Genomic DNA, 25930 nt, shown 5'->3' on the forward strand with positions numbered 1-25930 from the left:
ATGGGCTATTTATATAAACAAGAAATTTTTAAGCTGCTAAAGAAGCGGAGTCTCTGGTTCTGTTTGTTATTTATTGTGTTACAAAATATTGGGATGGCAATTTTTAGTCAGTCATATTCTAATTTCTTTCAAGCAAAATTATTATTTCAATATGACTTTGCGTCGACATCATTTATCTCTTTGATTATGATTGCTGCGAGTGCCACGATTATTTCGACAGAATTTGAATACAATACGATTAAAAATGTTGTGATGCAGCCATATTCACGTAGCCAAGTTTTAATCAGCAAATGGCTGACTATTTTAACGTACTCAGTGGGAATCTATTTGTTAGCAATGATTTTGAGTCTGTTTGATAGATTTGTTTTCTTCAATACTACATTTTCATTGACTGACAAGGTAGATGGCGGTTCTAATTTGGTTTGGCAAAGCTGGTTGATTAGTAATGGAGCAACTTTTCTTACACTTTGGTTAATATTGAGTGTCGTGCTCTTATTAGCTGCCGTAATGAAGAAAGGTTCATTGGCTGTGGTAGTCGGTGTTGTTGGTTACTTCACTTTGGAGATTATTAGTTCATTAATGTTTGTCTTAATTGAAAGATGGAATTTCTTAAAATGGAATCCACTGAATTTTTTAAACTATCCTGGGCAATTAACTAGAGGATCAACACTTTCAGAATTAACACATTTAAGTAATGATCAGATGTTAATGGGTAATATATTGTATATCGTGTTATTTATGGCAATTGGATTATTTTTCTTCTCTAGAAAAGAAGTTTAGTTGGGCAAGTTTTGAACATGTTTGCACAGATTTGATTATAATAGATTATGGAAATCAAAAAATATTATTTGGATAGATGCTCGATTACTTGGTTAATTGGGCATTTTTTCAGATTAAGAATTAAATTTTTTGAGAGACATTGTAGGATTACAATGTTCAAATAAAGAGAGAGCAGATAGTTACTATCCGCTCTCTCTTTTGATTAATGTAAATTCAATTTATTGATTGTTTTAAAAAGACATATGTTGTATTGATCTAATTTCTAAATTAGTTCAATTTCAGCAGTGAAAATTGCGTGATCAGGAAAAGGAGCGTCTGTTCTAATAAAGTTTCCATCGGGTGCCAAATACCCATCTACAAATTTAAATCTAGAATTATATTGACCAAAACTCCAGTCTAATTGATTGTATTCAGAATCTTCTTTAACGGATATTTTTCTTGATTGACTAACTTGACTGCTACTGCTTTTTTGAGTGATTAACCAATCGAGATTGTATGATCTAAAGCTTACTCCTAGAGGAGAATATGGTCTTGAGTATTTAGGGTAGTTATTTGTTTTATTATTAGATATATATATTAGTTCTAAAATATCTTGCCAATTGATTTGTTTTGTTCGTCTGTATTCATTTCTATGTGGTCCGTAATTAAAATCGCCAATTATTATGGTATTTTCTTTAACTTTATCCGGATTATTATCAGTGGTGTTTTCGATTATCCATGCAATTTGTTTTTTTCGGCTATCTAAATCAGGGGTAGTGGACTTATTCTCAGTATTATTATTTGTATCCCTTTTTTCATTTTCTACTAGGACTTTTATACCAACAATATTAAACAGCTGGTTATTCCAAGTAGTATGAAGTCCTAAATAATCTGGAATATTTTCATCGTATTCTTTTTTTGATTCTATATTATTTTCATCGATGATATCTGGAAATGTATTCTTGGAAAGTGCAATGAGAACACCGTTTCCAGTATTTACTGGTTGCTGGTAATAGATATTATAATTCGAAAGTCGATCATTTATTATTTGTAAATTTTTTTCGCCCTTGAATTCAACCAAAACTGCTATGTCGGGATCTTTACTCAGAATTTCGCTGCAAACATAGTCTGGCATTCTTTTACCGGTTGATCTGGAGTTTATGTTCCATTCTAGTACTTTTAATGAATCGATATTAGTCATATTAGACTCCTCAAGAATTTATTATTAAAAATAAATCATGTTTTATTCGAGATAATAATGTGCCTTTAACTAACGACCGTTTAGTGCATAAATGAATGTTAAATAGTTTCCAAAGTCTCCAATTCGTTCTCTTCTGCTATCAATATCTTTAATAGTTCTAGGTTCGATAAAATCTTGAAGGAATAATTGTTTTGTCCAACAAGTATTCAACTTCTTCCAAATCATATATCTTTCAAGTGAAATAAAAGCACTAAGTAATGTGTTATGGCAATTGGTCCTTTGACTGCCAGTTTTCATTTTTTGTTCACCACTTAAATTGTTCCATTCAGCTCGAATTCTTGTGTACTTAATTGCAGAGTAGACAACGTTATTCCATAGTTCTTCAAAATCTCTATCAGAATTTGTTACATCTAAAAAAATACTAGAGTGTATATTTTCCATTTCTTCAAAACTTATGTGGTCTGAATTCATTAAATATTTTTTATAATCGATGTGGATATTTGTCACTCAAACACTCCAATGTGTAGTCTAATTTATGCGATAGATGCCAATTTGCATAACTACAAGAATATCGTAGCTGTACAGTTTGGATTTGTCTATACCAATTGAATATACCTATTAATAATTTTGATGGTAACAATAATGAACTATTTGATTGTGAATTATAACAAAAAATATAATAGAATATTGGGCTAAATCATCACTATTGAGCAATACCCTTATCTATGTTAAGTTTATTATAGCAACACAGCTTGATAAATGGAAGACTATTTCACATTATAAGTAAAATGTGTGATATAATCAAATCTCGGGTTGATTATATTTTAAAGTGCTGTTGTATTTTATTATAAAAAATAATTCACTAGGAGAAATTTATGAGTATATTTATTGCACTCGGTGATCTTCATGAAGAGACTAAATCTTTAAGCAGATTAAAAAAAATCCAAGCAATGTATCCAGAAAATGACACCGTCACTGTGTTCATTGGTGATTATATAGATACCTTTGGGCCTAATAGTGGATTTGAACTTCTTGAAAAAATACACAATATGAATGAGGCGGATCCACTTCATACGGTTGTATTAATGGGTAACCATGAGCAAGCAGCAATTGATTATTTCGAAAATCCAAATAATACAGCCTGGTTAAGATTTGGTGGTAATGAAACTTTGAAGTCGGAGGTCAATAGGTTAGGAGGTAATCAAGGTACTTTGAGTGATCGTGAATTTGTATTAAATAAAAGAAGAGACCTAATTAATTGGGTGAAATCACTTCCATTAACATATCAACCTGGTAGTAAAAATAAGATTGTATTTACACATGCTGGATTGGACTTGACACTCAAAAATCCTATTCGTGATACAAACAACTACGATCGTTTGTGGATGAGAGCCAATTATTGGTATGATCCTAACTCTTGGGGAATTTTTGGAAGAAATAAGCTTGGCGTTAGTGTAGTAACTGGACATACACCTAATGGAAAAATTATGGGCAGGTATAGTGAGAATCAAAAACCGGAAAAGTTTGAGTCGAATCATAGTCCAATTTATACAATTCAGTACCCTAATGAAATGCCACGATATTTGATGGATGGTGGTATAGGTGAAGGTGATCCGAAAATTTTGGGTAATATTGGGGTATTTGATGGAGAAACGGGATTACTTATAAATGCGCTCGAAGATTGATCAAAAAAGCCCAAAATTAATCTTTGGGCTTGAAGTGAAATTCATCCGTCAAAGGTAAAAATAGTGATTCAATGTCATGTCCTTTTTTTTCATAGGCATCAAATAATTCATTAAGTTCTTCTTTTGTATATGTGTAGTGGGATTTTACGCTAAGTGATGCTAATTTTCTCGTGAATTGTGCTACCTGAGACATCCGGTTTTCTGCCAAATGCCGAAACCGATCATGACCGAATGATGAGTCGTTATCTGATAAGTCAGGAGCCTTAAATTTAAAAGTACTTGGCATCTCATTATATCGAGTTGGTCCGCTAAAATACTTGCGACACTCTACACCAAGTTCTTGATAAGTTCCAAACAAATCTTTAATTTCAGCTTCAGTGTATTTGTATTTTGGAGCACTCAGGTTAGCAATTGAATTCATATTTTCAAATATTCTTGTCAATCGTAGTTCTGCAAGTCTTCTGAATTTATCGTTGCGTGTTTCCATAGTTCCTCCAAGTTATTTGAATCAAAATTTTAAATAAGAAATATATTTAAGAGGATATTATTATGTATAAATCAAGTGACTATTTACGAAGAGATATTAGAGAATATTCAGGTTATGTAGCAAATGAATTTGGACATAACCCTGAGCCCGAATATTCTTCATCTTCAATGGAAATGTTTTATGTTGAGTATAAAAAGGTTAAGTGGGATTTTACCCAATCTATTATGTACGGAATGGGACGACACGAAAGATACGGAGAAATTAATGCGTGGGCGTTAACTTCAAAATCGCCGTTTTATTCAAGTATCGGTTCTGACATCGCAATAACTGGAAAGCTGGATTTTGATTTCGGAGAGTTGCCTCAAAATATTTATAAATCATTAGATACTGAGAGTGGAAGGAAACACTTGAATGAAGCATGGTCAATGTTTGTTTATAGGAAATATAGTAGGCTTAATATGAGTTTAACGCTAATGGTTAAAGAAGTTCCGATTCCTATGCCGAAGATGATTCCCGTATTTCTCTATAATCTTAACAGATACTTTGCGGGTAAGCCTCATCATCTATTTTATTCATATACTGATAACCAGAGGGAAAAACTTGCAAAATATCTTGATAATGCTTTTATTGGAACAATTTCACCTAATCATGATTTTAATATTCTAGATTATTGTCAAAAGGTTTTATTTATAGAAGATCCTCAGCTAATACTAGCATTATTGGATTATGGAAAACTTATTGAATTGAAAGAAGAACAAGAAAAAACAGTTTTTGAAAATGCTGAGGACGCATATAAGTTTATCAACTTGGTTACTTGGTATTGGGCAGAAAAGGAAGTTAATATGCTATTAACATTTTAAGATAAATTTGATATTAAAATTCGAAAGGATCGAATCAATAATAATATTTTAAGGGGACAATTATTATGAAACAAGAATACGACGTTTTACAAACGGATATAAGAGATTTTCAGAGCTATAAAAAATCTGATCTTGGGTTCAACCCCGATCCTCAATGTTCAATCCTGGTACTAGAGTTCCTGCAACGGAGATATAGGAGTTTTGATTGGGAGTTCATGGAATCATTTAATGATTATAAAATTATTAGATATGGGGAAAATAATGCTATTAAACCCACGGAGAAATCACGTCTCTACGAAATTCTTGGCCCTGACGTTGCAATAACTGGAAGTTTGGATTTTGATTTTAATATTTCATCTCTCTATCAAGGATTACCACGGAACCAAAAAATAGATCCTTCATTTTTTGTTCTTGCGGAAAAAAAATATAGTATTCTAAATATGAGTCCAACCATCTTGGTTGAAGGAGTACCACTTCCAATGCCAAAAATGATTCCGGTGTTCCTCTATAATCTTAACAGATATTTTGCTGGAAAATATAATCACCTTTTTGATACATACAATGACAATCAAGAGGAAAGACTTACTGAATATTTGGATAATGCATTTATTGGAACTATGTCACCTGGCCAAACCTCTTATATTGAAGATTATTGCAGCAAGGTTTTATTCATTGATAATCAAGAGTTAATCCGTGAGCTGTTGAACTTAGGAGAAAAGATTCAGTTGCGAGAAGACAAAAGAATACCAATTATAAAAAATGCGGAAGAAGCATATAAATTCATCAACTTGGTAACTTGGTATTGGGCAGAAAAGGAAGTTAACATGTTATCAACACTTTAGTATAGATTTGATATTAAAATTTGAAAGGAACAAATCAATAGTAATATGAGTTCATCTCGCAATATTTATCTAACAATTTCACTACCTGGTCAAAACATCGAGAGCATATTAAGTGAGCAAAATTAATAAACTATACTATTTCAAAATCAAATCTGTTAAAAGAAGTGGGAAACAAGTCGTACTTAATAGATGAGCCTGATGAAATATTAACTAAGTATAGTTCTGGAGTTCATCGATTGGCTCGTCAGTTATTTGAGTCAACAGTTGAGTATTATATTACCGAAGGGTTACCTTTTATTTCAGTAGGATCAGGTCTTGGGAGAAGCGACTTAAGGTATTATAAAGGAATTGACCCTAGCTTTGGGTATCATATCTACATTGTAGATTTTATCGCACCCGAATTAGAAAAAGTCAGTGATTATGGGTTACTAAATCAACTTGAACCACTAGTAAAAGACACATATTCACGCAAAAAATGGCAAATTACTTAATCCGTTATCATGCTATTAATTGGAGTGATTTAGGATGGACTATTTTGACTCCAAATAATTTTCTTTTCAGATTGAATCTTCCATTCGAAAGTATTCCATTTAATAATCAGATTACTCCGTCTGAACTTCTCATTATCGGGGATGTCCACGGAGATTATGATGATTTAGTTGAAATGCTTGATGCTCATTCAGGAGCAGATATTACTTTACTGGGAGATTATATTGATCGTGGTCCACAAAGTGGTAAAGTGCTGAATCTATTGTTGGAGCAAAATGAAAGATTACATTTATTGAGTGGTAATCATGAGGTTAATCTACGAAAACGATATATTGAAAAACGTACAACAGTCGGTCGACTTCAGCAGGATACTGTAAACCAATTAGCCGCAGAAGATATTGATGAAAATGATATTAGAGATTTTTTGAGTAATTTGGATACATACAGAGCGATTCACTATGCTGATAGAGATTTCATATTGAGTCATGCTGGTATGGAGCCTTCACTAACTCTGAAACTTGAAATCAAAGGAGGAATCGATCTTGTGCCATCTGAAGTTTTTATTTATGGAATTAAGAAGGAAGGCGAATCGGTTTATAATCGTGATGTTGACTTTGAATGGGTAAATCATCCAATTAAAAAATCTGTAATGATTCATGGTCATCGTAACAGGTTTGGGAGAGTTGCAATGACGGATAAAGATAATAAAGCGACAGCAATCAATTTAACAGATGCAGATACTTCAACATTTAGATACGTTATTATTCACCCAGATAAAACTGGTGAAATTCATATTCGTCAACGATTTTCAAATGATGAGGAAATCGTATCAGTGGATTTATAAAGGAGAATTAAATGAAACCAGTCATTGCAGTTTCAGATATACATGGCCAAATGCTTGTATTTCCTGAATTAGAAAAGATTCGAGCTAAATATCCAGATGCTCCAGTAGTTTTCGGTGGAGATTATCAAGATTCAATGCATCATCATTCTGGATTTAGTGTGGCTCAGAGAATAATGGAAATGCAACAGGCAGAACCGGATAAAATTTTTGCTATCAAAGGAAATCACGATGCATCAGCTTGGGAAAGTTTAACCGGAGAAAATGATTTCTGGCTGGAAGCAGATGGAGAAGATGTTATTGCCGAAGCCACGCTGTTGAAAGGACACAAGCTGACAAGTATGAAGATGGCGACCGAGTTTGTCAGACGTGACTATGCAGACTTGATTGACTGGATGGGTAGACTTCCATTAACAGTGAAATTGAACAAGCTTTTATTCGTTCATGCGGGATTAAACCTTTCATTGTCAAATCCGATTGAAGATACACCAGATCATGATAAATATTGGTTACGTGAAGAGTATTGGTTTAGCGTACAACCATATTTTGCCAGAAATTCGTTAAATTGTGCTATCGTTTCAGGCCATACACCGACAAGTAATATTACCGGTTTGTACCTCGATGGGACAGCTGATTCAGCTACTAAAAGAAACCGAGTTGCCAGTCGTATTGGTGTATTCACTGTTCAATACAAGGGAGAATACGCGAGATATTTCATTGACGGTGGGAATCATGGTGGACCATCATATTATATTGGAAATATTGCAGTATTTGATATGGATACGGGAAGGCTTATAGAAGCTCTTGAAAATGGAAAGCTATCGAAATAATTTATGAATATTAGGATACATTAAGGAGTAGATACTTATGAAGGTAAAATCATATAAGTGGATACATAAGCAACGCTTAATTTGGCCCACCAATGTCCTTTTTTGCAGATGTTCTGTTTAAACTATATAAACAAGTTTATTATAATGATTTATCTTGGATTGAGCATCACGATATTAATCATATGACTCCACGATGTTATAAGTTTATAGATGGCAAAATTATTTGGTCGGTCGACACGGAATGGAATCGTAAAGTAAGAGAAGAATCTAATAATTTGAGTATCAAAGACGAAAAAGGAAAAATATTGACCATATCAAAGGGAAATTATATACGGGGTGCAGAAATTGGTGATATTGATTGGGTGATGGGAGAATTTTCTAAATCTGGTAGAGCCTATTATTATCGTGATGCAGAAAATATCGATAATCGCTGGCCAAATGAATCTCATTCTATTAAAGAAGTTCTATATGGAATTATAAATGATCCCCAAAATTTTTCGATTGGAGAATTTGAGAAACAGTATTCAAAACAAGAAATTGATTATTTTAATGATATTCAAACTCGATGTAAAGAGTTGAATAAGAAAGTAAATAGGGGGATATCAAAACCTTAGTAAGGTTCAAACTTCATATTAGATATTAATCTTGCAGTTAGAAAAGATAAATTATAAGAGGTACGTTATCGCTGATTTACATTTTAACCATGTAAATGCCATATCAGTGGAACCATAATCACCCTTTTACCGATATTTCAGAAATGAATACAATGTTAAGTTAATAAAATCAAAATAGTCCACCGCCACTAATTCCAGTGACAATGGACTATTTTTCTACATTCATAAAGAGATTAGTAATAAGTGTTTTTACATAAATAATGTGAAGATGAAACCAACGATTCCGACTAATAAGCCATACAACAAAGCCGGAACAACGGTTTTCCGTAAGATATTTCCTTCTTGTCCAGATAATCCCACTACGGAACTAACTGAAACAATATTATGTACACAAATCATATTTCCGGCGGCCGCACCGATTAATTGTGCTGCCAAAACTAATTCTTTACCAACACCAGCTTTTGTAGCAATATCGGCTTGAATTTGACCGAATGTCAAAGTTGAAACGGTCGTGCTCCCTGTAACGAATGATCCTAGTTGACCAAGGAAAGGAGCAATTATGATCCAGACTGATGAGAGATATTTGGAAATTAATTTGGCGATGTACATTGGCATGCTTGGTAGATTTGCACCATTTAATTCTGAATTAGTAAATATTTGAACCATTATCAAAGTTACTATCAAAGCTAATGCAGTTGATTTCATTGAAAAAACAACCTTTTTAGCTGTGGGTAAGAAACTCTTGAGTGATTTAACTTGAATTAATAGTCCAATCAAAACGGCAATGGTTAATAATGTTCCGGGCGAGTAGAGGAATTCCCAATCTGAACTGATTTGGGTGAACCCTAAGATATTTTGCCAGGATAAATTGACATTGTTTACTAAGAACTGCTTGAGTGGATTGATTGTTCTAGTGGATAGTAACATTAAGATTACCACGATATATGGTGACCAAGCAGTCAAAAGTGACATCTTATTTTCAGTAGTGATTGTTTGTGTTGAAGTTGTCCATGGTTTCTCAAAGACGGACTTTGGTAATAAGAATCTAAATTTGATTGAAATAATGGCAATAATAATTGTGGCAAAAGGTGCCAAAATAGCTACAAATTCATAACTTAAGATAAATGAAACTAGGATAGCAAAGATACTGTAGACTAATCCGATAAAAAGAGACCAAGGAACGAGTGCTAAAAAGTCTTTTTTGGGATTGCTATCATTTTTGCCAAAGAGAAATACCAACATGAAGATTAAAATCAATGGCATAAATGTTCCAGCAAACAAGTCTAATTGAGTAATTCTTTGACCAATGGCATTTAGAAAGTCAGCTTTTTCACTGACGTTACTTAAACCAACGGTTAAAGGTGTTCCGACAGCTCCAAACGATGCTGGCGTTGAATCGGCAACTAGAGCTAATGTTACGGCGGCCATTGGTGAGAAACCTAAAGCAATCATCAGTGGGGCAGTGACCATAGCTGGTGTACCAAATCCAGAGACACCTTCGATTAAACCACCAAAGAGAAAGGCGACTAGTAAAACTTGCAGTCGCATATCAGCCGATATCGTATGAAATCCGGCATTGATTCTTTCAATGGCTCCCGTGTGTTGTAAAATATTCAGCATCATTAAAGCACCAAACAAGATCCATAGGATCGGCAGTGCTTTGTGAACTGATTGGAAAATTGAAGCTAGTAAAACTTTAGGTGGCATTTTCCAAAAGAAATAGCCTTCCAGTAAAACAATAAATGCACTGATCGACATACCTTTAGTGGCAGGCAGGTTGAGAATGCCTAATAATACTAGTGGCAATATGACCGCAGATAGTGCAATAAGAATCATAAATTAACTCCCTCTTAAAACTAATTTTATACATTATATAATTTTTAACTTATGGTTGTGAATAAGATTCGTGAAAATATTTTTTCAAAAAATGAACTAAAGCATTGATAATGGACCACCATTGATGCCCTTAGTAACTGTTACGTCATCTGGGTTGATCTCAGTTTGGTCAGTTAGTAATTGGTTTAAATGTCTTTTGAAATCATCCTCATGTAATTGTGATTTGACGTGCCATGCAGACAAGTTTCCGTTCGCTGAAACTTCACCCAATTCACCGATGCCTTCGATGTTTTTGGGGTCAACAGTTTTGTCAGAATCAATGTCCACAAAATAATTTGTATACCAAAGTTGAAATGCCATAATATTCCTCCAGAATTTTCTTACTCTCATCATATAATATTTTAGATAAAATTAATCAATTAGCTAGCTGGTATTTAAAAAATTTAGTGGGCAAGGGATGAATGACCAGTTACAATTTAGGGGTGCCGTCTCCAGATTTGATAGTATTTACCTGCTGTGTGGACCGGTTCGAGCCAAAGAGCGGTCTTGAACCTCGGTTTGAAGCCTTACCAAAGACCGGTAAGTCTCCAAACACGCCCAGTGGAGTAAGAGCTAAAGCTCTAACACCACTACCACTGCTGGTAAATACTATCAAATCTTCCGACTATTATTTTTCATAAGGTTAATTATATGAATGCTTTACAAAAGATTACATTTAAAATGGGGAAAATTATGGAACAGATTACGTGTCAAGAAACTCGAACGGTCAGTGAAAGAATTATTTTTGATGGGGATTTGAATGATAAAGGAACACTTTTTGGTGGCAAGACACTCAGTTTATTGGATGAGAATGCTGGTTTAGCTAGTTTTAAATTAGTAAAAGCTAAGATTGCTACTGCCAATTATGATCATGTGAATTTTTGGAAACCTATTACAACTGATAAATATATTAAATTTGAATCGTTTGTAACAGGAGTCTCAGGACGTCAGATTGAAGTTTTCACCAAAATTGTTAGCCATGATTTAAAAACAGATGTTACAGAAATTGCTTTTACAAGTTTTTGTACATTAGTTGTCTTGCAGAAAATCGATTTGCCAAAATTAGTACCAGAAACAGCGGAAGAAAAATATCTCTGTGCTGGTTTTGGAAAACGTTTGGTTGCTAGACAAGAAGACTATATCAATAAAGAAGAGTTTTTAAGCCATTTGAACTTGGATTAAGTAGGGTTAGTCATATGTTGACTGGCTCTTTTTTTGTTCTAAAATACTGTTTCAAGTAAATTACTTTGACACACATAGTAATTGGTGATACATTATCTACATAGAAATAAAAGGTAGGTATGGATTATGAAACCACTGATTTCTAAAGATATAATTCGTGGACATACGGCCACGATTGTTTTAAACATTCTCAGCCAAGGTGACAGTTATGGATATGAAATTGCCAAAATGGTTAAAGAATTAAGTCATGATAAATATGAATTGAATGAAGCCACGCTTTATACAGTTTTTAGACGACTTGAGAAAAACGGTGACATTGCTAGTTATTGGGGCGATGAAAGTCAAGGTGGTCGTCGCAAGTATTATCAAATAACAACTCAAGGCAAGCAGACGTTAGAAGATAATATTGAAGCTTGGAAATTTGCCAAAGATGTAATTGATGATTTGATTTTAGGAAGGATACAAGATCATGAGTGAAATGATAAATAAATTAGTAGATGAAAAGTTAACAAAAATTTTTGCGGATTATCCCGATAATGACGACTTACAAGAATTACGAGAAGAGTTGGCATCTGATTTGATTGCCTCTGCTGAAGATAAAAAAACTGCCGATATGACAGATGAAGATGCTGTTACAGCAGCGTTTCAAGGATTTGGCGACATTGATGACGTTATTGATCAAGTCTTAGATGATAGCCACGATAAAGATGAAAGCAATCATTACCATAAAACAATTCATGAACATCATATTGATCTAGATGACGACGGTATCAGAATCGATAATGGAAAATTGCTCAATATCGATGATGACGGAATTACTATCAATAATGGTAAAACTATCAGAATTAATTCCAATGGTGTTAAATTGGGTAACATGTTTATCAATGAAGATGGTATCAGCTTTAATGGTAAGGAAACTACGACCAAAGAAAGGTTTGATGATGTCAATGCAAAGTTTAATGATGATGATTATGACACCGAAGTACACGTTGAATCTCTACCATTAACGGATGAAAGTGAATTTTCACCAGTTGGAATCGAAAAGATTGATATTGATTATGAAAATGCTGATTTGAAAATTTTACCAACGAGAAGTCACAAAATTGTAGTACGTGAATATATGTCCCGCGCTAATCCCGATTATCAAGTTAAAACTGATATTGTTGATGATACTTTGGTCGTTAAGCAAGGTCGAATTCCTCATTTCCTACCTCTGAAAATCAAAGTTCAAGTTTTGATTCCGCAAGATTTCAATGGCAAAATGCGTGTTACTAACCGAAATGGTAGTTTATTACTCCAAGATTTGGATAGTGTCGATCAAGCATTAATTAATGTCCGTAGTGGATTAGTTAATGCCAGAGATATTGACATAAATCAACTACTGATCAAGTCAACATCGGGAAAGACTGTTTTGGAAGATGTTACTGCTAAAGATTTACTATCAATTGATTCAAGAAGTGGCATTATTAGATTGGACGATGTGTTCAGTCCTGATTACAACATTGTAGCTAATAGTGGCACAATTAAAGGACTTGATCTTGGCGGTGCAGGTTCAGTTACTGCTAAATCAGGTACAATTAAAATTGAGTTTGAAAAAATCACCTCGGATGTCAATGTTTCTAACAACAGCGGGACGGTTAGATTGATTATGCCCGAGGATGATTCTTACAATTTCGACCTCGAAGCTCGTAGTGGAGTTGTGAAGATGGGTCATGCAGCAAGTCTTAAACATGACGTTCAAAGTCTCAAAGAAGGTACCGTTGGGAATAATCCACAATATAATTTAACTGTTAAAGCAAATTCAGGCACAATTAAAGTAAATTAAAAAAAACTGAGATGAAAATTAGAATTCCATCTCGGTTTTTTTAGTTTGTTTTATTAGAAAGAATTTGTAAGACGTTGGTCAGGCGATACATTGTGTGTTGCGGATCATGCAATTGATCAAAGGAGAGGTCCAAATCGGTGGAAGCTTGATTCAACTCTAATTCTAAGAAAAACGGCTTTCTAAGTCCCGGAAAAATGGACTGTTTAGCAGGCTTGATTGTCAAAATATCGGCTACAGAATATTTCTGATTTTCTTCGTGAACTTGAAAACCTTTAATTTGAGAATAACTGATAAATTGAAATTCAGCCTGATCTGGATGGAAAATTAATTTTAATTTGTCTTGATAAGTGGTCATTTTATAGTAAGAAATGCCATGCTTTTCTAGTTGCCAATGTCCGAATAGTTTCGGCAGAAGAATCGGATAATAAACGCAAAGTAGTAAAAATAAAACTATCAAAAATGATATTATGGATACTTTTATGTTAGCGATTAACCCAAGGCTACCAGCCAAAAAGCTGACTAAAAAACTTACAATTATTGGACGATGATTGATCCTTTTTCCAAATTCAATCGTATCGATCATTCTAATATCTCCCTCTTGAATCTAATAATATTGTAATATTTTGCAACCGTTTACACAACTGATGTTAAGGGAAATTTTATTTAAAAATATTTCGCTATAAAGCATTGTAATAGTTTATTTTATCGTATATCCTGAGACTATATTATAAATATAGGAGGGTTGATTTAATGGAAAAGAAAGCAAAAAAATGGCAAATGCCATCCGCTTATACAATTTTGTTCTTCTTGATAATCGTTGTTGCAATTTTGACATGGATTATCCCCGCTGGTGAGTATGCAACTACCAAAGCGGGAAACATCATTGCAGGTACCTACAAGGCAAGAACAAGTAGTCCTCAAGGTATCTGGGATGTATTTTTGGCGCCAATCAACGGGATGGTTGGTACTGATTTAACGGAAGGCTCAATTTCAGTTTCATTATTTATTTTGGTTATTGGTGGTTTCTTAGGGGTCGTCAATAAAACTAAAGCGTTGGACGATGGTATTAGTTCAACTGTTCGTAAGTATCATGGTAAAGAAAAAGCACTTATCCCAATTTTAATGATCTTATTTGCAATCGGTGGTTCTACTTACGGTATGGGTGAGGAAACGATTGCTTTCTATCCAATTTTGATTCCAGTTATGATCAGTGTTGGTTATGACTCAATTACGGCGATTTCCTTAGCTTTGATTGGTTCACAAGTTGGGTGTTTGGCTTCAACAGTTAATCCATTTGCGACAGGTGTTGCATCACAGACAATCAATATTTCACCAGGTGACGGTTTGATTTCTCGATTCATTTTACTAATTATCGTAACCGCTATCAGTATTGTCTATGTTATGCATTATGCTGAAAAGGTTAAGAAAGACCCTTCAAAATCAGTTGTTTTCGAACGTCGTCAAAAGGATCTTGAAGAATTTAACATGGAAGATAGATCAGTTGGTGAAAAACTAACTAAGAAACAAAAGAGTGTTCTTTGGCTATTTGCCTTAACATTCGTTGTTATGATTGCTAGTTTGATTCCTTGGTCAAGTTTGAACTCTAGCTGGACATTCTTCGACAGCTTTACAAAGTGGCTCACAAATATTCCATTCATTGGTGCCTTAATTGGTAAAGATTTGGCTCCACTTGGTACATGGTACTTTACAGAAATCACAACACTATTCTTTATGATGTCAGTTGTTATCATGTTTGTCTTCCACATGAAGGAATCTGATTATATCAGTGCTTTCATGGGTGGTATGACAGAATTTATCAGTGTTGCTATTATCGTTGCTGTTGCTCGTGGTATTCAAGTTATCATGAACAATGGTTACATTACTGCGACAGTCTTGCATGCTGGTGAAACTGGTTTGCAAAATCTTTCTGCCGGTGTCTTCATTGTTCTAACATATATTTTCTACATTCCAATGTCATTCTTGATTCCTTCAACTTCTGGCCTTGCTGCTGCAACAATGGGAATCATGGGACCACTTGGTAAATTCTCTGGCGTTGATGGCTCACTTGTTATCACAGCTTATCAATCAGCTTCTGGATTAGTTAACTTGATCACACCAACTTCTGGTATCGTTATGGGTGCTTTGGCAATTGGTCACGTTGATATTGTTAAATGGTGGAAGTACATGTGGAAATTGGTTGCCATTTTATTCGTGGTAATCGCTGTATTCTTAGTTATTGTTTCGATGTTTAAATAATATTTCTGGGGGTTTGAATAATGGAACAGTTTATTACAAATGAAATTCAAGACAAAGCTATCAAGGACTTGGGTGAATTAGTTGGTATTGCCTCATTCAATAGTGAAGCAGAGCCTAATGCACCTTTTGGTAAAGGACCTAAGGCCGCACTTGATAAAGCAATGGAATTGATGGAAAACTTGGGCTTCACAACATACGAAGATCCAGATGGCTATTATGGCTATGCTGATATTGGTGAGGGTGATCAAACATTTGGTATCGTTGGTCACCTGGATGAAGTTCCTGCTGGAAACTTGGAAGCTTGGGATGTTGAACCTTACAAACTAACTATCAAAGATGATAAGTTGTACGGACGTGGTACTCAAGATGATAAAGGACCTACTATTTCAGCTATTTATGCCATTAAATCAATTTTGGACAAAGGCTATACATTTAACAAAAAAATTCGTGTAATCTTTGGTACTGATGAAGAAATTCTTTGGAGATGTTTAGCTGAATATAACAAGAAGGAAGACCCAATTGACTTGGGTATTGCTCCTGATGCTGAATTCCCATTGATTTACGCTGAAAAAGGTTTGCAACAATCATACTTGACTGGCCCTGGTTCAACAGAATTGAACCTTGACCTTGAGAACGCATTCAATGCTGTTCCTGGAAAAGCTATCTATGATGGTCCAAAACAAGCTGAAGTATTTGCTGCCCTACAAGCTCACAATTTTGATGCTGATCAAAAAGACGGCGAAATTGAAGTTCATGGTAAATCAGTTCACGCAATGAACGCTCCCGAAGGTACTAATGCTGTTGTTAGATTAGCTATTGCCTTGGCTGACGTATTCCCAGACGTTGCTGCTTTGAAATTCTTGAAGGCTTTTGGCGAAGATGCCAATGCTACTAATTTGTTAGGCGACGTTTCAGATGATGTATCTGGTAAGCTGACTTTCAATATTTCTAGTTTGAAGATCACACCAGAAGAATCAAGAATGCAAATTGATATGCGTATTCCTGTAAAGATTGATCATGATAAATTGATCCAACAAGTTTCCGATGCTATTGCTAAGTTTGATATGAAGTATGAAAACTTTGATTACGTAGCACCATTGTATGTTCCAACTGACAGTGAACTTGTTAAAACTTTGATGCAAACATATCAAGATTTAACTGGTGACACTAAGTCACAACCAGCTATTTCTGGTGGTGCAACATTTGCTAGAACAATGCACAACTGTGTTGCTTTTGGTGGAATGTTACCAACAACTCCTGATTTCATGCACCAAGCAAACGAAAACTGGAGTAAGGCTGATATGAGAAAAGCTATGGAGATTTTTGCTGAAGCTATCTATCGTCTTTGCGTATAAGATTTCAATAATTAATGAAAATAGGGCTGAGGTCCTATTTTTTTTATTCAGTTTTCTCCAGCACTGAGAACATTTGCCTGCTATGCGGACTGGTCCGAGCCGAAGAGCGGTCTCGAACCTCGGTTTGAAGCCTTACCAAAAGCCGGTAAGGCTCCAAACACGCCCAGTGGTGTAATGGCTAAAGCCATAACGCCACACCCACAGCGGGCAAATGTTCTCAGTGCTTCCGACTAGTTTTATTTTTAAATAGTCTTGTCTATTATTGATACTAAATTTAGTTTTAAATAAAAAGGAACTTTATTACACTTGAGATAATCAGGTATAGTAAAGTTTCTCTTTTTTTTGATATTGAGTTTTAAATAAATTAATGAGGAATTATCATGTCTTAATTTGAGAAGAAACTTCTTTATTCTCAAGACTAAAAGTTTGTTTTATATTTCAAAATTAGGTAGCGTAACAGTGAAGGAATTAATATGAACATATCCGTTTCTGGGTGTTTGATACGCTGATTTGAGATTTTGTTCATTTTGTTGGATATAAAAATATTAATTAGATCTTACTAGTTTACTTAGGACTTTTTATTTGATTCAATAATAAGATATTTGTTTTACTTGAAATAGGCATAATTATAATTGGGCTCAAAAAACAATTAAATTATTAATATTAATCAAGAAATTAATTAGTCGGAGGAGACGAAAGTATTTACCGGCTGTGGGTGTGGCGTTAGAGCTTTAGCTCTTACACCACCGGGCGAGTTTGGAGACTTTCCGGTTTATGGAAAGTCTTCAAATCGAGGTTCGAGACCGCTTTTTGGCTCGGACCGGTCCGCATAGCAGGTAAATGCTTTCATCACCGGAGACGGCAGTTTTTAAATACATTTGAGGTGTAGAAACATGTTTGACTTTAATACGCAACCACGCAAATTTAGTTTTCAAGGCGAAATAACGGTACCAGGTGATAAGAGCATTGCTCATCGAGCCATTATTTTTGGTGCGTTAGCTAATGGGGTAACCCAAATTAGTAATTTTATGTATGCCGATGATTTGGCTGTAACAGTTCGAGTTTTTAAAGAATTAGGTGCTAAGATTCATACTGAAATTAGCAATAAAGACATGATTATTAAGGGCGTTGATCACCAACTAAAGCCATTGGATCAGCCGTTGCAAATTGATAATGTTGGAACTTTGAGAAGTTTGTTATTTGGCGTTTTAGCAAGTAGTCCTAATCCATATGAAGTGATTGGTGGTAAATATCTTCAAAAACGTCCCACAAGCCACTTGGTTAACCTTTTACAGGAGATGGGGGCTAGTTACCAATCAACGACTGAAAATGCTTTACCGATGAAAATAACTGGTAGTAATGACTTGCAGGGAATTACATATCATCAAGATATTTCTAACGCTCAAATTAAGAGCAGTCTAATCTTGGCCGGGATATATGCTAATAGTGATACACGAATTATTCGAAAACTTCCAACTAGAAATCACACAGAAGTGCTGGCAAATTACTTTGGTGCTGACGTTGATGTTAAACCGGATATTATCGTGGTTCATCCAGGACATAGCCAACTGGAAGGCCAAAGTTTGACCATTCCTGGTGATTTCTCCTCAGCTGCGATGTATATTGTTGGGGCTTTGTTGTCAGAAGGCAGCGAGATTACTTTGCCACGTGTTGGTTTGAATACAACGAGAATTGGTCTATTAAATGTAGCTAAACAAATGGGAGCTCATATTTTTCTCAACCAGCATTCAATCAACAGTATTGAACCATTTGGCGATTTAATCATCAAATCTCAAAAGTTACACGGCACGACAATTTCCGCTCAACAAGTACCCTTTATCATTGATGAAATACCTTTGATAGCCTTAATGGCTTCACAGGCAAAGGGTCAGACGGTGATTGATGGCATCCACGATGTTTATCTACAAATCAGTGATCGTTTGATTAATATGCGGACGGAATTGGCTAAATTAGGCATTATTATGCAGGTTCATGAAGACCAAATCGTGATTGATGGGGAACAGCAGATCCATGTTAAAGATGACGTTGACAGCCATAATGATCACCGGATTGCTATGATGCTCTGTATCGCCTCGATTTTGACAGATACGCCTTTTAAAATTAAAAATATTGAAGCAATTGATGTCTCTTATCCGGGATTCATTGCCGACTTAAATAAAGTCCTTGTCGCTAAGTAATTGTGAAAGGGACTTCTTTTTTTTCAATCAGTGTCGTATGATTATTATAAATTGCAACAATGTAAGGGGTTACGTTATTAATGATTGAATTTGTAGGAACTGACTTAGATGGAACGTTACTGAATAGTTACAGTAAAATCTCGTCCGCCAATGTCCAAGCTATTCGTAATGTGGTCAATTCGGGGCGTGAATTCGCAATCTGTTCAGGGAGAACGTTACATTCCGTTAATAAATATTTTGAGAATGATTTAAAAGTACCAGGCTATCGTGTGGTTTTAAACGGTGCAGTCGTAGTTGATCCTGAGGGAAAAAGAATTATTGATCAACCATTGGACCATAAAGTTATCGCAGAGATTTTAAAACGTGCAGAATTTAGTAAATTTAAAGTAGTTTTGGATGGTTTGAATGACGTGTATATCTATGACCCAAATCATAGTTGGACGACTTACTTTGAGGGAATGAGTCGTCATCACATCAAAGCACACTCAATGGAGGATCTGAAGAAATTAAATGATCGACCAGACTTAGATATTTATAAAGTCTGCTTCAGCTGTTCACCAGCTAAATTACCTGAATTACAAAAGAAACTAGAGTCGTTTACAGCTTTGCCAATCACAATTAGTCGTTCAGGTAGCTATTATTTTGAAATCAATGGGCAAGATGTAACAAAATTGTCAGCTTTGCAACATGTTTCAGAATATTCTAAAATTCCGATGACACACTTCATGTGCTTCGGTGATTATGGAAACGATTTGGATATGATCAAAGAAGTCGGTTATGGCGTAGCCATGGACAATGCTATTGAACGAGTTAAGGACGTGGCTTGGAATACGACTAGTAACAATAACCAAGACGGCGTGGCAGAAATGCTAGAAAGAGTCTTAAATAAAGAATTTGATTAAAGCAAGTATCAATTCATTCGTGAGTTGGTACTATTTTTTTTGCTCTTAGTGGTTTTTGATTTAATGCGGTGATGTACTTGAAAAAGTATTTAATGTTTTTGAAAGTATATCAATACAATCATTTGGAGTATTTAAGTTATAACCAGTCGGAAGAGCAGAGAAGTACTCACCGGCAGTGGAAGTGGCGTTATGGCTTCAACCGAGGCTCGAGACTGGGACCGTACCGCACAGCAGGCGAAATACTTCTCTGCTCTTCCGACGGCAGCTAAAAAACAGAAATTATGTTTTATAAGTAACACATTAGATAAATCCCGCTATTATCAATAAATAACCAAATCTAGACAAATTTGAAACTAATATTTGTTTTTTAGTAAAAACATCTTGATAAAATTTCGGAGACGTTATACAATCTAATTGTTCTATGAAAGCGTTTTTAGTAAACGTTTTAGCAAAAAAACAAATAAATAAATTATGAATCAAGAGAGGTATTTGATTATGGCTGAAAAGACAATTATGTTAGTATGTGCTGCTGGTATGTCAACAAGTTTACTAGTATCAAAAATGCAAAAGGCTGCTGAAAGCGATGGAATTGACGCAGAAATCTTCGCTACTGCTGCTGCAGATGCAGATGCAAAATTGGAAGAAAAACATCCTGATGTTTTAATGCTTGGACCTCAAGTAAGATATCTTGAAGGACAATTCAAAGACAAGTTGAGTATTCCTGTTGAAGTAATCAACATGCAAGACTACGGAATGATGAACGGTGAAAAGGTTCTACAAGAATCAATTAAATTAATCGGTTAATCATTAATAAAAAAACAAACAAAGGGGCGTAAATTTGCACCCCTTTTGTTATTTAAAGCGACAGTAAGCGCTTAAAATATTGAGGGAGATTTATAAAAATGGCTGAAGAACAACATGATGAACAATTACAAACAGTAATGGGATTAATTATTAACGGTGGTAACGCCAAGAGTTCTGCTTTTGAAGCAATCAACGCTGCTAAGAAAGGCCACTTTACAATTGCTGACCAAAAGTTAAAGGAATCTGATAAGTTCTTAGTTGATGCACACAACTCACAAACAGATATGCTTACAAAAGAAGCTAATGGTGACCACGCTAAAGTTACATTATTGATGGTTCACTCACAAGATCACATCATGAATGCTATTACATTTAGAGACCTTGCTGGAGAAATTGTTGATTTGTACAAGAGACTTGATAAAGAAGGGAAATAATTTCAATGAGTGAAGGAATTCAAATGCCCGAAGGTTTCCTTTGGGGTGGCGCTGTTGCTGCTCACCAATTAGAAGGTGGCTGGAATGAAGGCGGCAAAGGTGTAAGTATTGCTGATGTCATGACTGCTGGTTCTAAGGGAGTAGCTCGTAAAGTAACTGATGGTGTCAAGGATGGAGAAATTTATCCTAATCATTGGGGTAACGACTTCTATCACAAATATCCCGAAGACATCAAATTATTTGCTGAATTAGGTTTGAAATGTTTCAGAACATCAATTGCTTGGACAAGAATTTTTCCAAATGGTGATGAAACTGAACCTAATGAAGCAGGTTTGAAATTTTATGATGACCTGTTTGATGAATGTCTCAAGTATGGAATTCAACCAGTAATTACTTTGTCACATTTCGAAATGCCATATCACTTGGTTAAGGAATATGGCGGCTGGAGTAATCGTAAGCTAATCGGTTTCTTTGATCGTTTTGCTGAAGTATGTTTCAGACGTTACAAGGACAAAGTTAAGTATTGGATGACTTTCAATGAAATCAACAACCAAACTGACTGGAGTGATCCACATCCATTGTTGCAAGACTCTGGTTTGGAATTAGGCAAAGATGACAACTGGGAAAAGGAAATGTTCCAAGCTGCTCATTATGAATTTGTTGCTAGTGCTCATGCTGTTCAAATTGCACACAAGATTGACCCAAGTTTACAAGTCGGTTCAATGATTGCAATGTGCCCAGTTTATCCATTAACATCAAAGCCTGCCGATATTATGAAGGCTGAACGTGCTATGCAATATCGTTATTACTTTGGCGATGTTCAAGCACTCGGCTATTATCCAGAATGGATTGAAAAATATTGGAGTCGTAAAGGCTATGATATTGATATCACTGCTAGCGACTTGGCAACTATAAAAGCTGGAACAGTTGATTATGTTGGCTTTAGTTATTACATGTCATTTACAACTCAAGCTAAGGAAAACGATACTCACTTTGATTACAACGAGAGTGAAGATTTAGTTTCAAATCCTTATGTTGAAAAATCTGACTGGGGTTGGCAAATTGATCCCGTTGGACTTCGTTACGCAATGAATTGGATGACAACACGTTGGCACAAACCACTATTCATCGTTGAAAATGGCTTTGGCGCTTACGATAAATTAGAAGACGATGGCAGTATCCATGATCCATATCGTATTTCTTACTTCCATGACCATATTTTACAAATGGAAAAGGCAGTTAAAGAAGACGGTGTGCAATTGATCGGTTATACACCTTGGGGTCACATTGATTTGATCTCAGCAAGTACTGGTGAAATGAAGAAACGTTACGGCATGATTTATGTTGATCAAGATGATGAAGGTAACGGTAGTTTGAAACGCTACAAGAAAGATTCATTTGCTTGGTATAAGAAAGTTATCGCGTCAAATGGTAAAGATCTAGAAGAATAGACATATAAAATGGAGAGAGGTTTTTATATGACTGAAACAACAAAAAGTGGTTTAAGAAAAGATTTCCTATGGGGAGGAGCTGTTGCAGCCAACCAACTCGAGGGTGCTTGGAATGTTGACGGCAAAGGTGTCAGTGTGTCAGATATCATGACCGCCGGTGCTTACCAAAAGCCACGTGAAATCACTGATGGAATTATTGCTGGTAAGAATTATCCTAACCACGAGGCAATTGATTTTTATCACCAATACAAAGGTGATATTAAATTATTTGCTGAAATGGGCTTCAAATGTTTTAGAACATCAATCGCTTGGACAAGAATCTTTCCAAATGGCGATGAAGACGAACCTAATGAAGCAGGTTTGAAATTTTATGATGACTTATTTGATGAATGCTTGAAGTATGGCATCGAACCAGTTATCACATTGTCACATTTTGAAATGCCATATCACTTGGTTGAAGAATACGGTGGTTGGAGAAGTCGTAAAGTTATCGATTTCTTTGTTAAATTTGCAACAGTTTGTTTCAAACGTTACAAGAACAAAGTTAAGTATTGGATGACTTTCAACGAAATCAACAATCAAACAACATTTACTAATGACTTTTCAATCGCAACTGACTCTGGTTTGATCTTTAGAGACAATGAATCAGAAGACGAGCGTGAAGCCTTGATGTATCAAGCATCACATTATGAAGTTGTTGCTAGTGCCTTGGCAGTTAAGATTGGTCACAAGATCAACCCTGACTTTGAAATTGGTAATATGGTTAACTTCACACCCGTTTATCCAGCTTCATCAGATCCACGTGACATTTTGTTAGCCGAAAAAGCTATGCAAAGACGTTACTGGTGGGCTGATGTTCAAGCCTTAGGTGAATATCCTGTAGGTATGGAAGCTTACTTTAAGAATCATGACTTGAGACCAGATATCACAGCTGAAGACCGCGTTGTTTTACGTGAGGGAACAGTTGATTATGTTGGTTTCAGTTACTACAACTCAATGACTGTTAAATACAGTGACGATAATCCTGAATTCAAGTTTGTCGGCGACCGTGAGACAGTTAAGAACCCTAACCTTAAATATAATGACTGGGGCTGGCCAGTTGATCCTATCGGACTACGTTATTCAATGAACTGGTTGACAGAACACTATCACAAGCCAGTAATGATTGTTGAAAATGGTTTTGGCGCTTACGATAAAGTTGAAGCTGACGGTAGCATTCATGATGATTATCGTGTCGACTATCTAAGAGCTCATATTCAACAAATGATAACAGCGGTTAACGAGGATGGAGTGGATCTCTTAGGTTACACACCTTGGGGCTGCATTGATTTAGTTTCTGCTGGAACGGGTCAAATGTCCAAACGTTACGGTTTCATTTATGTTGATAAAGATGATGAAGGTAACGGAACACTTGAACGTTCAAAGAAAGATTCATTCTACTGGTATCAAAAAGTAATCCGTACAAACGGATCACAATTAGACTGAATCAATTAAAAAGAAGCTGAGACAAAGTCATATCATTTTGTCTTAGCTTCTTTTGTTTTATGGTTTGGGGCCACCAACTTGTGACATTGATTTTACCTGCTGTGTGACCGGTGCGAGCCAAGGTCTCGCACCTCGATTTTGAGCTTCGCAAAACCCGCGAATCTCAAAATACGTCAGTGGGGTAAGAGCAGAAAATCGCTGCTCTAACGCCACTTGCACTGCTGGTAAATCACTGTCACAAGTTGGCTAATGTATTGCAAGATACTTTTGTATTTGTTGTTAGTTAGTTTAACGAAGTACTAGTTTTAAATACAAGTTCAACCGATATATGCACATTTAAAGTATCAGTTAACTTAAAAAACAAATTCTAGCCGGAAGTTGTCAGTAAGATAGTCCAGCAGTGGAGGTGGCGTTATGGCTTTAGCCATACACCACAGGGCGACTTTGGATACTTGCTGAATTTGCAAGGATTCAAAGCGAGGTTCGAGACCGTACTTTGGCTCGGACCGGTCCCCACTACAGGGCTATCTTACTGACAACTGGAGGCGGCATAGCAGGTAAATGTTCTAAAACCTGGAGACGGCACCTAGATTATGTAATTTGTTACATATATAATATAATTATGTTAACTAAAAATGATATAGACCAATCATAAGGGAGGTTAAAATATGTTTCCATATCAGAAAGTTCATGAGCTTAATCGTCTGGAATTAATCGTTTATAAATATATTATTGGCCATACGAAGGAAGTTCAAAATATGACTATTCGAGAGATGGCTGATGCAGCGCATGTCTCGACCACCACTATCTTGAGATTCCTTAAAAAGATGGATTATAGCGGCTTCTCAGAGTTTAAATTTGCTCTCAAGCAAAGTCTCAAGCAGCCCGCTAAATCTCAACAGGATCCAAGTATGGAGCCTATTAAAAACTTCTTTCAACTTGTTGCAGATGAGGAACCATTTGATAACAAAATCAATCAAGCTGCCGATATGATCAATGCTTCGGATCTTGTTTTGTTTTTTGGAGTAGGTAACAGCGGACGTATTGCTCAATTTGGCGCTAGCATCCTATCTAGTTATGGGATTTACTCATTGCCTATCATTGATCCATTCCAGCCAGAACCCTTCTCAGACAGAGATTTCTCAAAGACGCTGTTGATTCTAGTTTCGATTTCTGGTGAGACGGATCAAGTTTTGGAACAAGCACGTTATTATAAGAAGAATGGGGCAGAAACGATTGCTTTAACGGCTAATTCTTACTCAGTTCTTAATCAAATAACAGACTTTTCTATCTCGTATGACACGCCACAGAATCGTAAGGGCCACATCAACGTAACCACGCAAGTGCCTATTGTATATACGCTTGAGCAGATGTCTAACTGTGCTTACCACAAGATGGTAGACCAAATTGATAATAGATTTACGGAACATGTTACGGATTAGTAACATGTTTTTTATATGATAACTTATTATTTTACTTATAAATGCATATACTTTTTAATGAAAAGGGTTACAATGGTTCTTGTAAGCAGATACGTGTTTCTGCTATGAAACAT

The 25930-nt window shown here is 35.5% G+C and carries 26 protein-coding genes; 20 read left to right on the top strand and 6 right to left on the bottom strand.

Features of this window, described 5'->3' with window-relative positions:
* Positions 1-780 (top strand): ABC transporter permease, encoded by a 780-nt coding sequence (locus tag AAA923_RS04065; RefSeq protein ID WP_338214764.1) that lies wholly within the window; start codon positions 1-3, stop codon positions 778-780.
* Between the two features lie 262 nt (positions 781-1042).
* Here the strand turns inward: AAA923_RS04065 and AAA923_RS04070 are convergent, their stop codons facing one another.
* Together AAA923_RS04070 and AAA923_RS04075 are read right to left on the bottom strand one after the other, a co-directional pair.
* Positions 1043-1960, bottom strand: coding sequence for an endonuclease/exonuclease/phosphatase family protein (locus AAA923_RS04070; RefSeq protein WP_338214766.1), 918 nt, complete (start codon positions 1958-1960; stop codon positions 1043-1045).
* A gap of 69 nt (positions 1961-2029) precedes the next feature.
* On the bottom strand, positions 2030-2401 hold the full coding sequence (locus AAA923_RS04075) for a hypothetical protein (protein WP_338214769.1): 372 nt from the start codon (positions 2399-2401) through the stop codon (positions 2030-2032).
* Positions 2402-2835: 434 nt separating this feature from the next.
* Here AAA923_RS04075 and AAA923_RS04080 point away from each other — a divergent pair, with 434 nt between their 5' ends.
* Positions 2836-3645: a metallophosphoesterase family protein gene (locus AAA923_RS04080; RefSeq protein ID WP_338214771.1), complete on the top strand. Its 810-nt coding sequence runs from the start codon at positions 2836-2838 to the stop codon at positions 3643-3645.
* 16 nt (positions 3646-3661) lie between these two features.
* Here AAA923_RS04080 and AAA923_RS04085 read toward each other — a convergent pair whose 3' ends face one another.
* Positions 3662-4132, bottom strand: a complete 471-nt coding sequence (locus AAA923_RS04085) for a hypothetical protein (protein WP_338214773.1) — start codon at positions 4130-4132, stop codon at positions 3662-3664.
* Between the two features lie 62 nt (positions 4133-4194).
* Here AAA923_RS04085 and AAA923_RS04090 point away from each other — a divergent pair, with 62 nt between their 5' ends.
* The 6 genes from AAA923_RS04090 to AAA923_RS04115 all read left to right on the top strand — a co-directional run bounded on the left by AAA923_RS04090 (position 4195) and on the right by AAA923_RS04115 (position 8608).
* Positions 4195-4992, top strand: coding sequence for a hypothetical protein (locus AAA923_RS04090; protein ID WP_338214776.1), 798 nt, complete (start codon positions 4195-4197; stop codon positions 4990-4992).
* A gap of 65 nt (positions 4993-5057) precedes the next feature.
* Positions 5058-5834 carry a hypothetical protein gene (locus AAA923_RS04095; RefSeq protein WP_338214778.1) on the top strand — a complete coding sequence of 259 codons (777 nt, stop codon included), beginning with the start codon at positions 5058-5060 and terminating at the stop codon, positions 5832-5834.
* A 236-nt stretch (positions 5835-6070) separates the two neighbouring features.
* A complete protein-coding gene (locus AAA923_RS04100) occupies positions 6071-6325 on the top strand; it encodes a hypothetical protein (RefSeq protein WP_338214780.1) in 255 nt (84 codons plus the stop codon).
* Between the two features lie 44 nt (positions 6326-6369).
* On the top strand, positions 6370-7167 hold the full coding sequence (locus AAA923_RS04105; RefSeq protein ID WP_338214782.1) for a metallophosphoesterase: 798 nt from the start codon (positions 6370-6372) through the stop codon (positions 7165-7167).
* An 11-nt stretch (positions 7168-7178) separates the two neighbouring features.
* Positions 7179-7994 carry a metallophosphoesterase gene (locus AAA923_RS04110; RefSeq protein ID WP_338214784.1) on the top strand — a complete coding sequence of 272 codons (816 nt, stop codon included), beginning with the start codon at positions 7179-7181 and terminating at the stop codon, positions 7992-7994.
* Between the two features lie 275 nt (positions 7995-8269).
* Positions 8270-8608, top strand: a complete 339-nt coding sequence (locus AAA923_RS04115; protein ID WP_338214786.1) for a hypothetical protein — start codon at positions 8270-8272, stop codon at positions 8606-8608.
* A gap of 249 nt (positions 8609-8857) precedes the next feature.
* Here AAA923_RS04115 and AAA923_RS04120 read toward each other — a convergent pair whose 3' ends face one another.
* Complete coding sequence (locus AAA923_RS04120; protein WP_338214788.1) at positions 8858-10444, bottom strand: L-lactate permease; 1587 nt, start codon at positions 10442-10444, stop codon at positions 8858-8860.
* Positions 10445-10540: 96 nt separating this feature from the next.
* Positions 10541-10804: a hypothetical protein gene (locus AAA923_RS04125; protein ID WP_338214790.1), complete on the bottom strand. Its 264-nt coding sequence runs from the start codon at positions 10802-10804 to the stop codon at positions 10541-10543.
* Positions 10805-11176: 372 nt separating this feature from the next.
* On the opposite strand from AAA923_RS04125, the gene AAA923_RS04130 reads away from it, so the two are divergent.
* The 3 genes from AAA923_RS04130 to AAA923_RS04140 all read left to right on the top strand — a co-directional run bounded on the left by AAA923_RS04130 (position 11177) and on the right by AAA923_RS04140 (position 13490).
* Complete coding sequence (locus tag AAA923_RS04130; protein WP_338214792.1) at positions 11177-11665, top strand: acyl-CoA thioesterase; 489 nt, start codon at positions 11177-11179, stop codon at positions 11663-11665.
* 126 nt (positions 11666-11791) lie between these two features.
* Positions 11792-12142, top strand: coding sequence for a PadR family transcriptional regulator (locus AAA923_RS04135; RefSeq protein ID WP_338214794.1), 351 nt, complete (start codon positions 11792-11794; stop codon positions 12140-12142).
* Entirely contained in the window at positions 12135-13490 is a 1356-nt protein-coding gene (locus tag AAA923_RS04140; RefSeq protein ID WP_338214796.1) for a DUF4097 family beta strand repeat-containing protein, read from the top strand. Before AAA923_RS04135 ends, AAA923_RS04140 begins: the two co-directional genes overlap by 8 nt.
* A gap of 40 nt (positions 13491-13530) precedes the next feature.
* On the opposite strand, the gene AAA923_RS04145 is transcribed toward AAA923_RS04140, so the two are convergent.
* Positions 13531-14073 carry a hypothetical protein gene (locus AAA923_RS04145; protein WP_338214798.1) on the bottom strand — a complete coding sequence of 181 codons (543 nt, stop codon included), beginning with the start codon at positions 14071-14073 and terminating at the stop codon, positions 13531-13533.
* A gap of 167 nt (positions 14074-14240) precedes the next feature.
* On the opposite strand from AAA923_RS04145, the gene AAA923_RS04150 reads away from it, so the two are divergent.
* The 9 genes from AAA923_RS04150 (at position 14241) to AAA923_RS04190 (ending at position 25817) form a co-directional block, all read left to right on the top strand.
* Positions 14241-15746 (top strand): YfcC family protein, encoded by a 1506-nt coding sequence (locus AAA923_RS04150; RefSeq protein WP_338214799.1) that lies wholly within the window; start codon positions 14241-14243, stop codon positions 15744-15746.
* Positions 15747-15766: 20 nt separating this feature from the next.
* Entirely contained in the window at positions 15767-17101 is a 1335-nt protein-coding gene (locus AAA923_RS04155; RefSeq protein ID WP_338214800.1) for a M20 family metallopeptidase, read from the top strand.
* Between the two features lie 893 nt (positions 17102-17994).
* Complete coding sequence (gene aroA / locus AAA923_RS04160) at positions 17995-19299, top strand: 3-phosphoshikimate 1-carboxyvinyltransferase (protein ID WP_338214801.1); 1305 nt, start codon at positions 17995-17997, stop codon at positions 19297-19299.
* 80 nt (positions 19300-19379) lie between these two features.
* Positions 19380-20201, top strand: coding sequence for a Cof-type HAD-IIB family hydrolase (locus AAA923_RS04165; protein WP_338214802.1), 822 nt, complete (start codon positions 19380-19382; stop codon positions 20199-20201).
* Positions 20202-20696: 495 nt separating this feature from the next.
* Positions 20697-21005 (top strand): PTS sugar transporter subunit IIB, encoded by a 309-nt coding sequence (locus AAA923_RS04170; protein ID WP_338214803.1) that lies wholly within the window; start codon positions 20697-20699, stop codon positions 21003-21005.
* A 98-nt stretch (positions 21006-21103) separates the two neighbouring features.
* A complete protein-coding gene (locus AAA923_RS04175; RefSeq protein WP_041499402.1) occupies positions 21104-21439 on the top strand; it encodes a PTS lactose/cellobiose transporter subunit IIA in 336 nt (111 codons plus the stop codon).
* Between the two features lie 5 nt (positions 21440-21444).
* A complete protein-coding gene (locus AAA923_RS04180) occupies positions 21445-22890 on the top strand; it encodes a 6-phospho-beta-glucosidase (protein ID WP_338214804.1) in 1446 nt (481 codons plus the stop codon).
* A gap of 27 nt (positions 22891-22917) precedes the next feature.
* Positions 22918-24375 (top strand): 6-phospho-beta-glucosidase, encoded by a 1458-nt coding sequence (locus AAA923_RS04185; RefSeq protein ID WP_041499400.1) that lies wholly within the window; start codon positions 22918-22920, stop codon positions 24373-24375.
* Between the two features lie 668 nt (positions 24376-25043).
* A complete protein-coding gene (locus AAA923_RS04190) occupies positions 25044-25817 on the top strand; it encodes a MurR/RpiR family transcriptional regulator (protein WP_338214806.1) in 774 nt (257 codons plus the stop codon).
* Positions 25818-25930: the final 113 nt, after the last annotated feature.

The sequence above is a fragment of the Companilactobacillus muriivasis genome (assembly GCF_036246245.1).
Taxonomy (GTDB): domain Bacteria; phylum Bacillota; class Bacilli; order Lactobacillales; family Lactobacillaceae; genus Companilactobacillus; species Companilactobacillus muriivasis.

What these genes read in the sequence shown, in the direction of transcription:
- AAA923_RS04090 (WP_338214776.1), top strand. Translation starts at nt 4,195, where the DNA reads ATGTATAAATCAAGTGACTATTTACGAAGAGATATTAGAGAATATTCA.
- AAA923_RS04095 (WP_338214778.1), top strand. Translation starts at nt 5,058, where the DNA reads ATGAAACAAGAATACGACGTTTTACAAACGGATATAAGAGATTTTCAG.
- AAA923_RS04110 (WP_338214784.1), top strand. Translation starts at nt 7,179, where the DNA reads ATGAAACCAGTCATTGCAGTTTCAGATATACATGGCCAAATGCTTGTA.
- AAA923_RS04085 (WP_338214773.1), bottom strand. Translation starts at nt 4,132, where the DNA reads ATGGAAACACGCAACGATAAATTCAGAAGACTTGCAGAACTACGATTG.
- AAA923_RS04140 (WP_338214796.1), top strand. Translation starts at nt 12,135, where the DNA reads ATGAGTGAAATGATAAATAAATTAGTAGATGAAAAGTTAACAAAAATT.
- AAA923_RS04150 (WP_338214799.1), top strand. Translation starts at nt 14,241, where the DNA reads ATGGAAAAGAAAGCAAAAAAATGGCAAATGCCATCCGCTTATACAATT.
- AAA923_RS04145 (WP_338214798.1), bottom strand. Translation starts at nt 14,073, where the DNA reads ATGATCGATACGATTGAATTTGGAAAAAGGATCAATCATCGTCCAATA.
- AAA923_RS04165 (WP_338214802.1), top strand. Translation starts at nt 19,380, where the DNA reads ATGATTGAATTTGTAGGAACTGACTTAGATGGAACGTTACTGAATAGT.
- AAA923_RS04065 (WP_338214764.1), top strand. Translation starts at nt 1, where the DNA reads ATGGGCTATTTATATAAACAAGAAATTTTTAAGCTGCTAAAGAAGCGG.
- AAA923_RS04170 (WP_338214803.1), top strand. Translation starts at nt 20,697, where the DNA reads ATGGCTGAAAAGACAATTATGTTAGTATGTGCTGCTGGTATGTCAACA.
- AAA923_RS04135 (WP_338214794.1), top strand. Translation starts at nt 11,792, where the DNA reads ATGAAACCACTGATTTCTAAAGATATAATTCGTGGACATACGGCCACG.
- AAA923_RS04125 (WP_338214790.1), bottom strand. Translation starts at nt 10,804, where the DNA reads ATGGCATTTCAACTTTGGTATACAAATTATTTTGTGGACATTGATTCT.
- AAA923_RS04075 (WP_338214769.1), bottom strand. Translation starts at nt 2,401, where the DNA reads ATGGAAAATATACACTCTAGTATTTTTTTAGATGTAACAAATTCTGAT.
- AAA923_RS04130 (WP_338214792.1), top strand. Translation starts at nt 11,177, where the DNA reads ATGGAACAGATTACGTGTCAAGAAACTCGAACGGTCAGTGAAAGAATT.
- AAA923_RS04185 (WP_041499400.1), top strand. Translation starts at nt 22,918, where the DNA reads ATGACTGAAACAACAAAAAGTGGTTTAAGAAAAGATTTCCTATGGGGA.
- AAA923_RS04155 (WP_338214800.1), top strand. Translation starts at nt 15,767, where the DNA reads ATGGAACAGTTTATTACAAATGAAATTCAAGACAAAGCTATCAAGGAC.
- AAA923_RS04120 (WP_338214788.1), bottom strand. Translation starts at nt 10,444, where the DNA reads ATGATTCTTATTGCACTATCTGCGGTCATATTGCCACTAGTATTATTA.
- AAA923_RS04070 (WP_338214766.1), bottom strand. Translation starts at nt 1,960, where the DNA reads ATGACTAATATCGATTCATTAAAAGTACTAGAATGGAACATAAACTCC.
- aroA (WP_338214801.1), top strand. Translation starts at nt 17,995, where the DNA reads ATGTTTGACTTTAATACGCAACCACGCAAATTTAGTTTTCAAGGCGAA.
- AAA923_RS04080 (WP_338214771.1), top strand. Translation starts at nt 2,836, where the DNA reads ATGAGTATATTTATTGCACTCGGTGATCTTCATGAAGAGACTAAATCT.
- AAA923_RS04190 (WP_338214806.1), top strand. Translation starts at nt 25,044, where the DNA reads ATGTTTCCATATCAGAAAGTTCATGAGCTTAATCGTCTGGAATTAATC.
- AAA923_RS04180 (WP_338214804.1), top strand. Translation starts at nt 21,445, where the DNA reads ATGAGTGAAGGAATTCAAATGCCCGAAGGTTTCCTTTGGGGTGGCGCT.
- AAA923_RS04175 (WP_041499402.1), top strand. Translation starts at nt 21,104, where the DNA reads ATGGCTGAAGAACAACATGATGAACAATTACAAACAGTAATGGGATTA.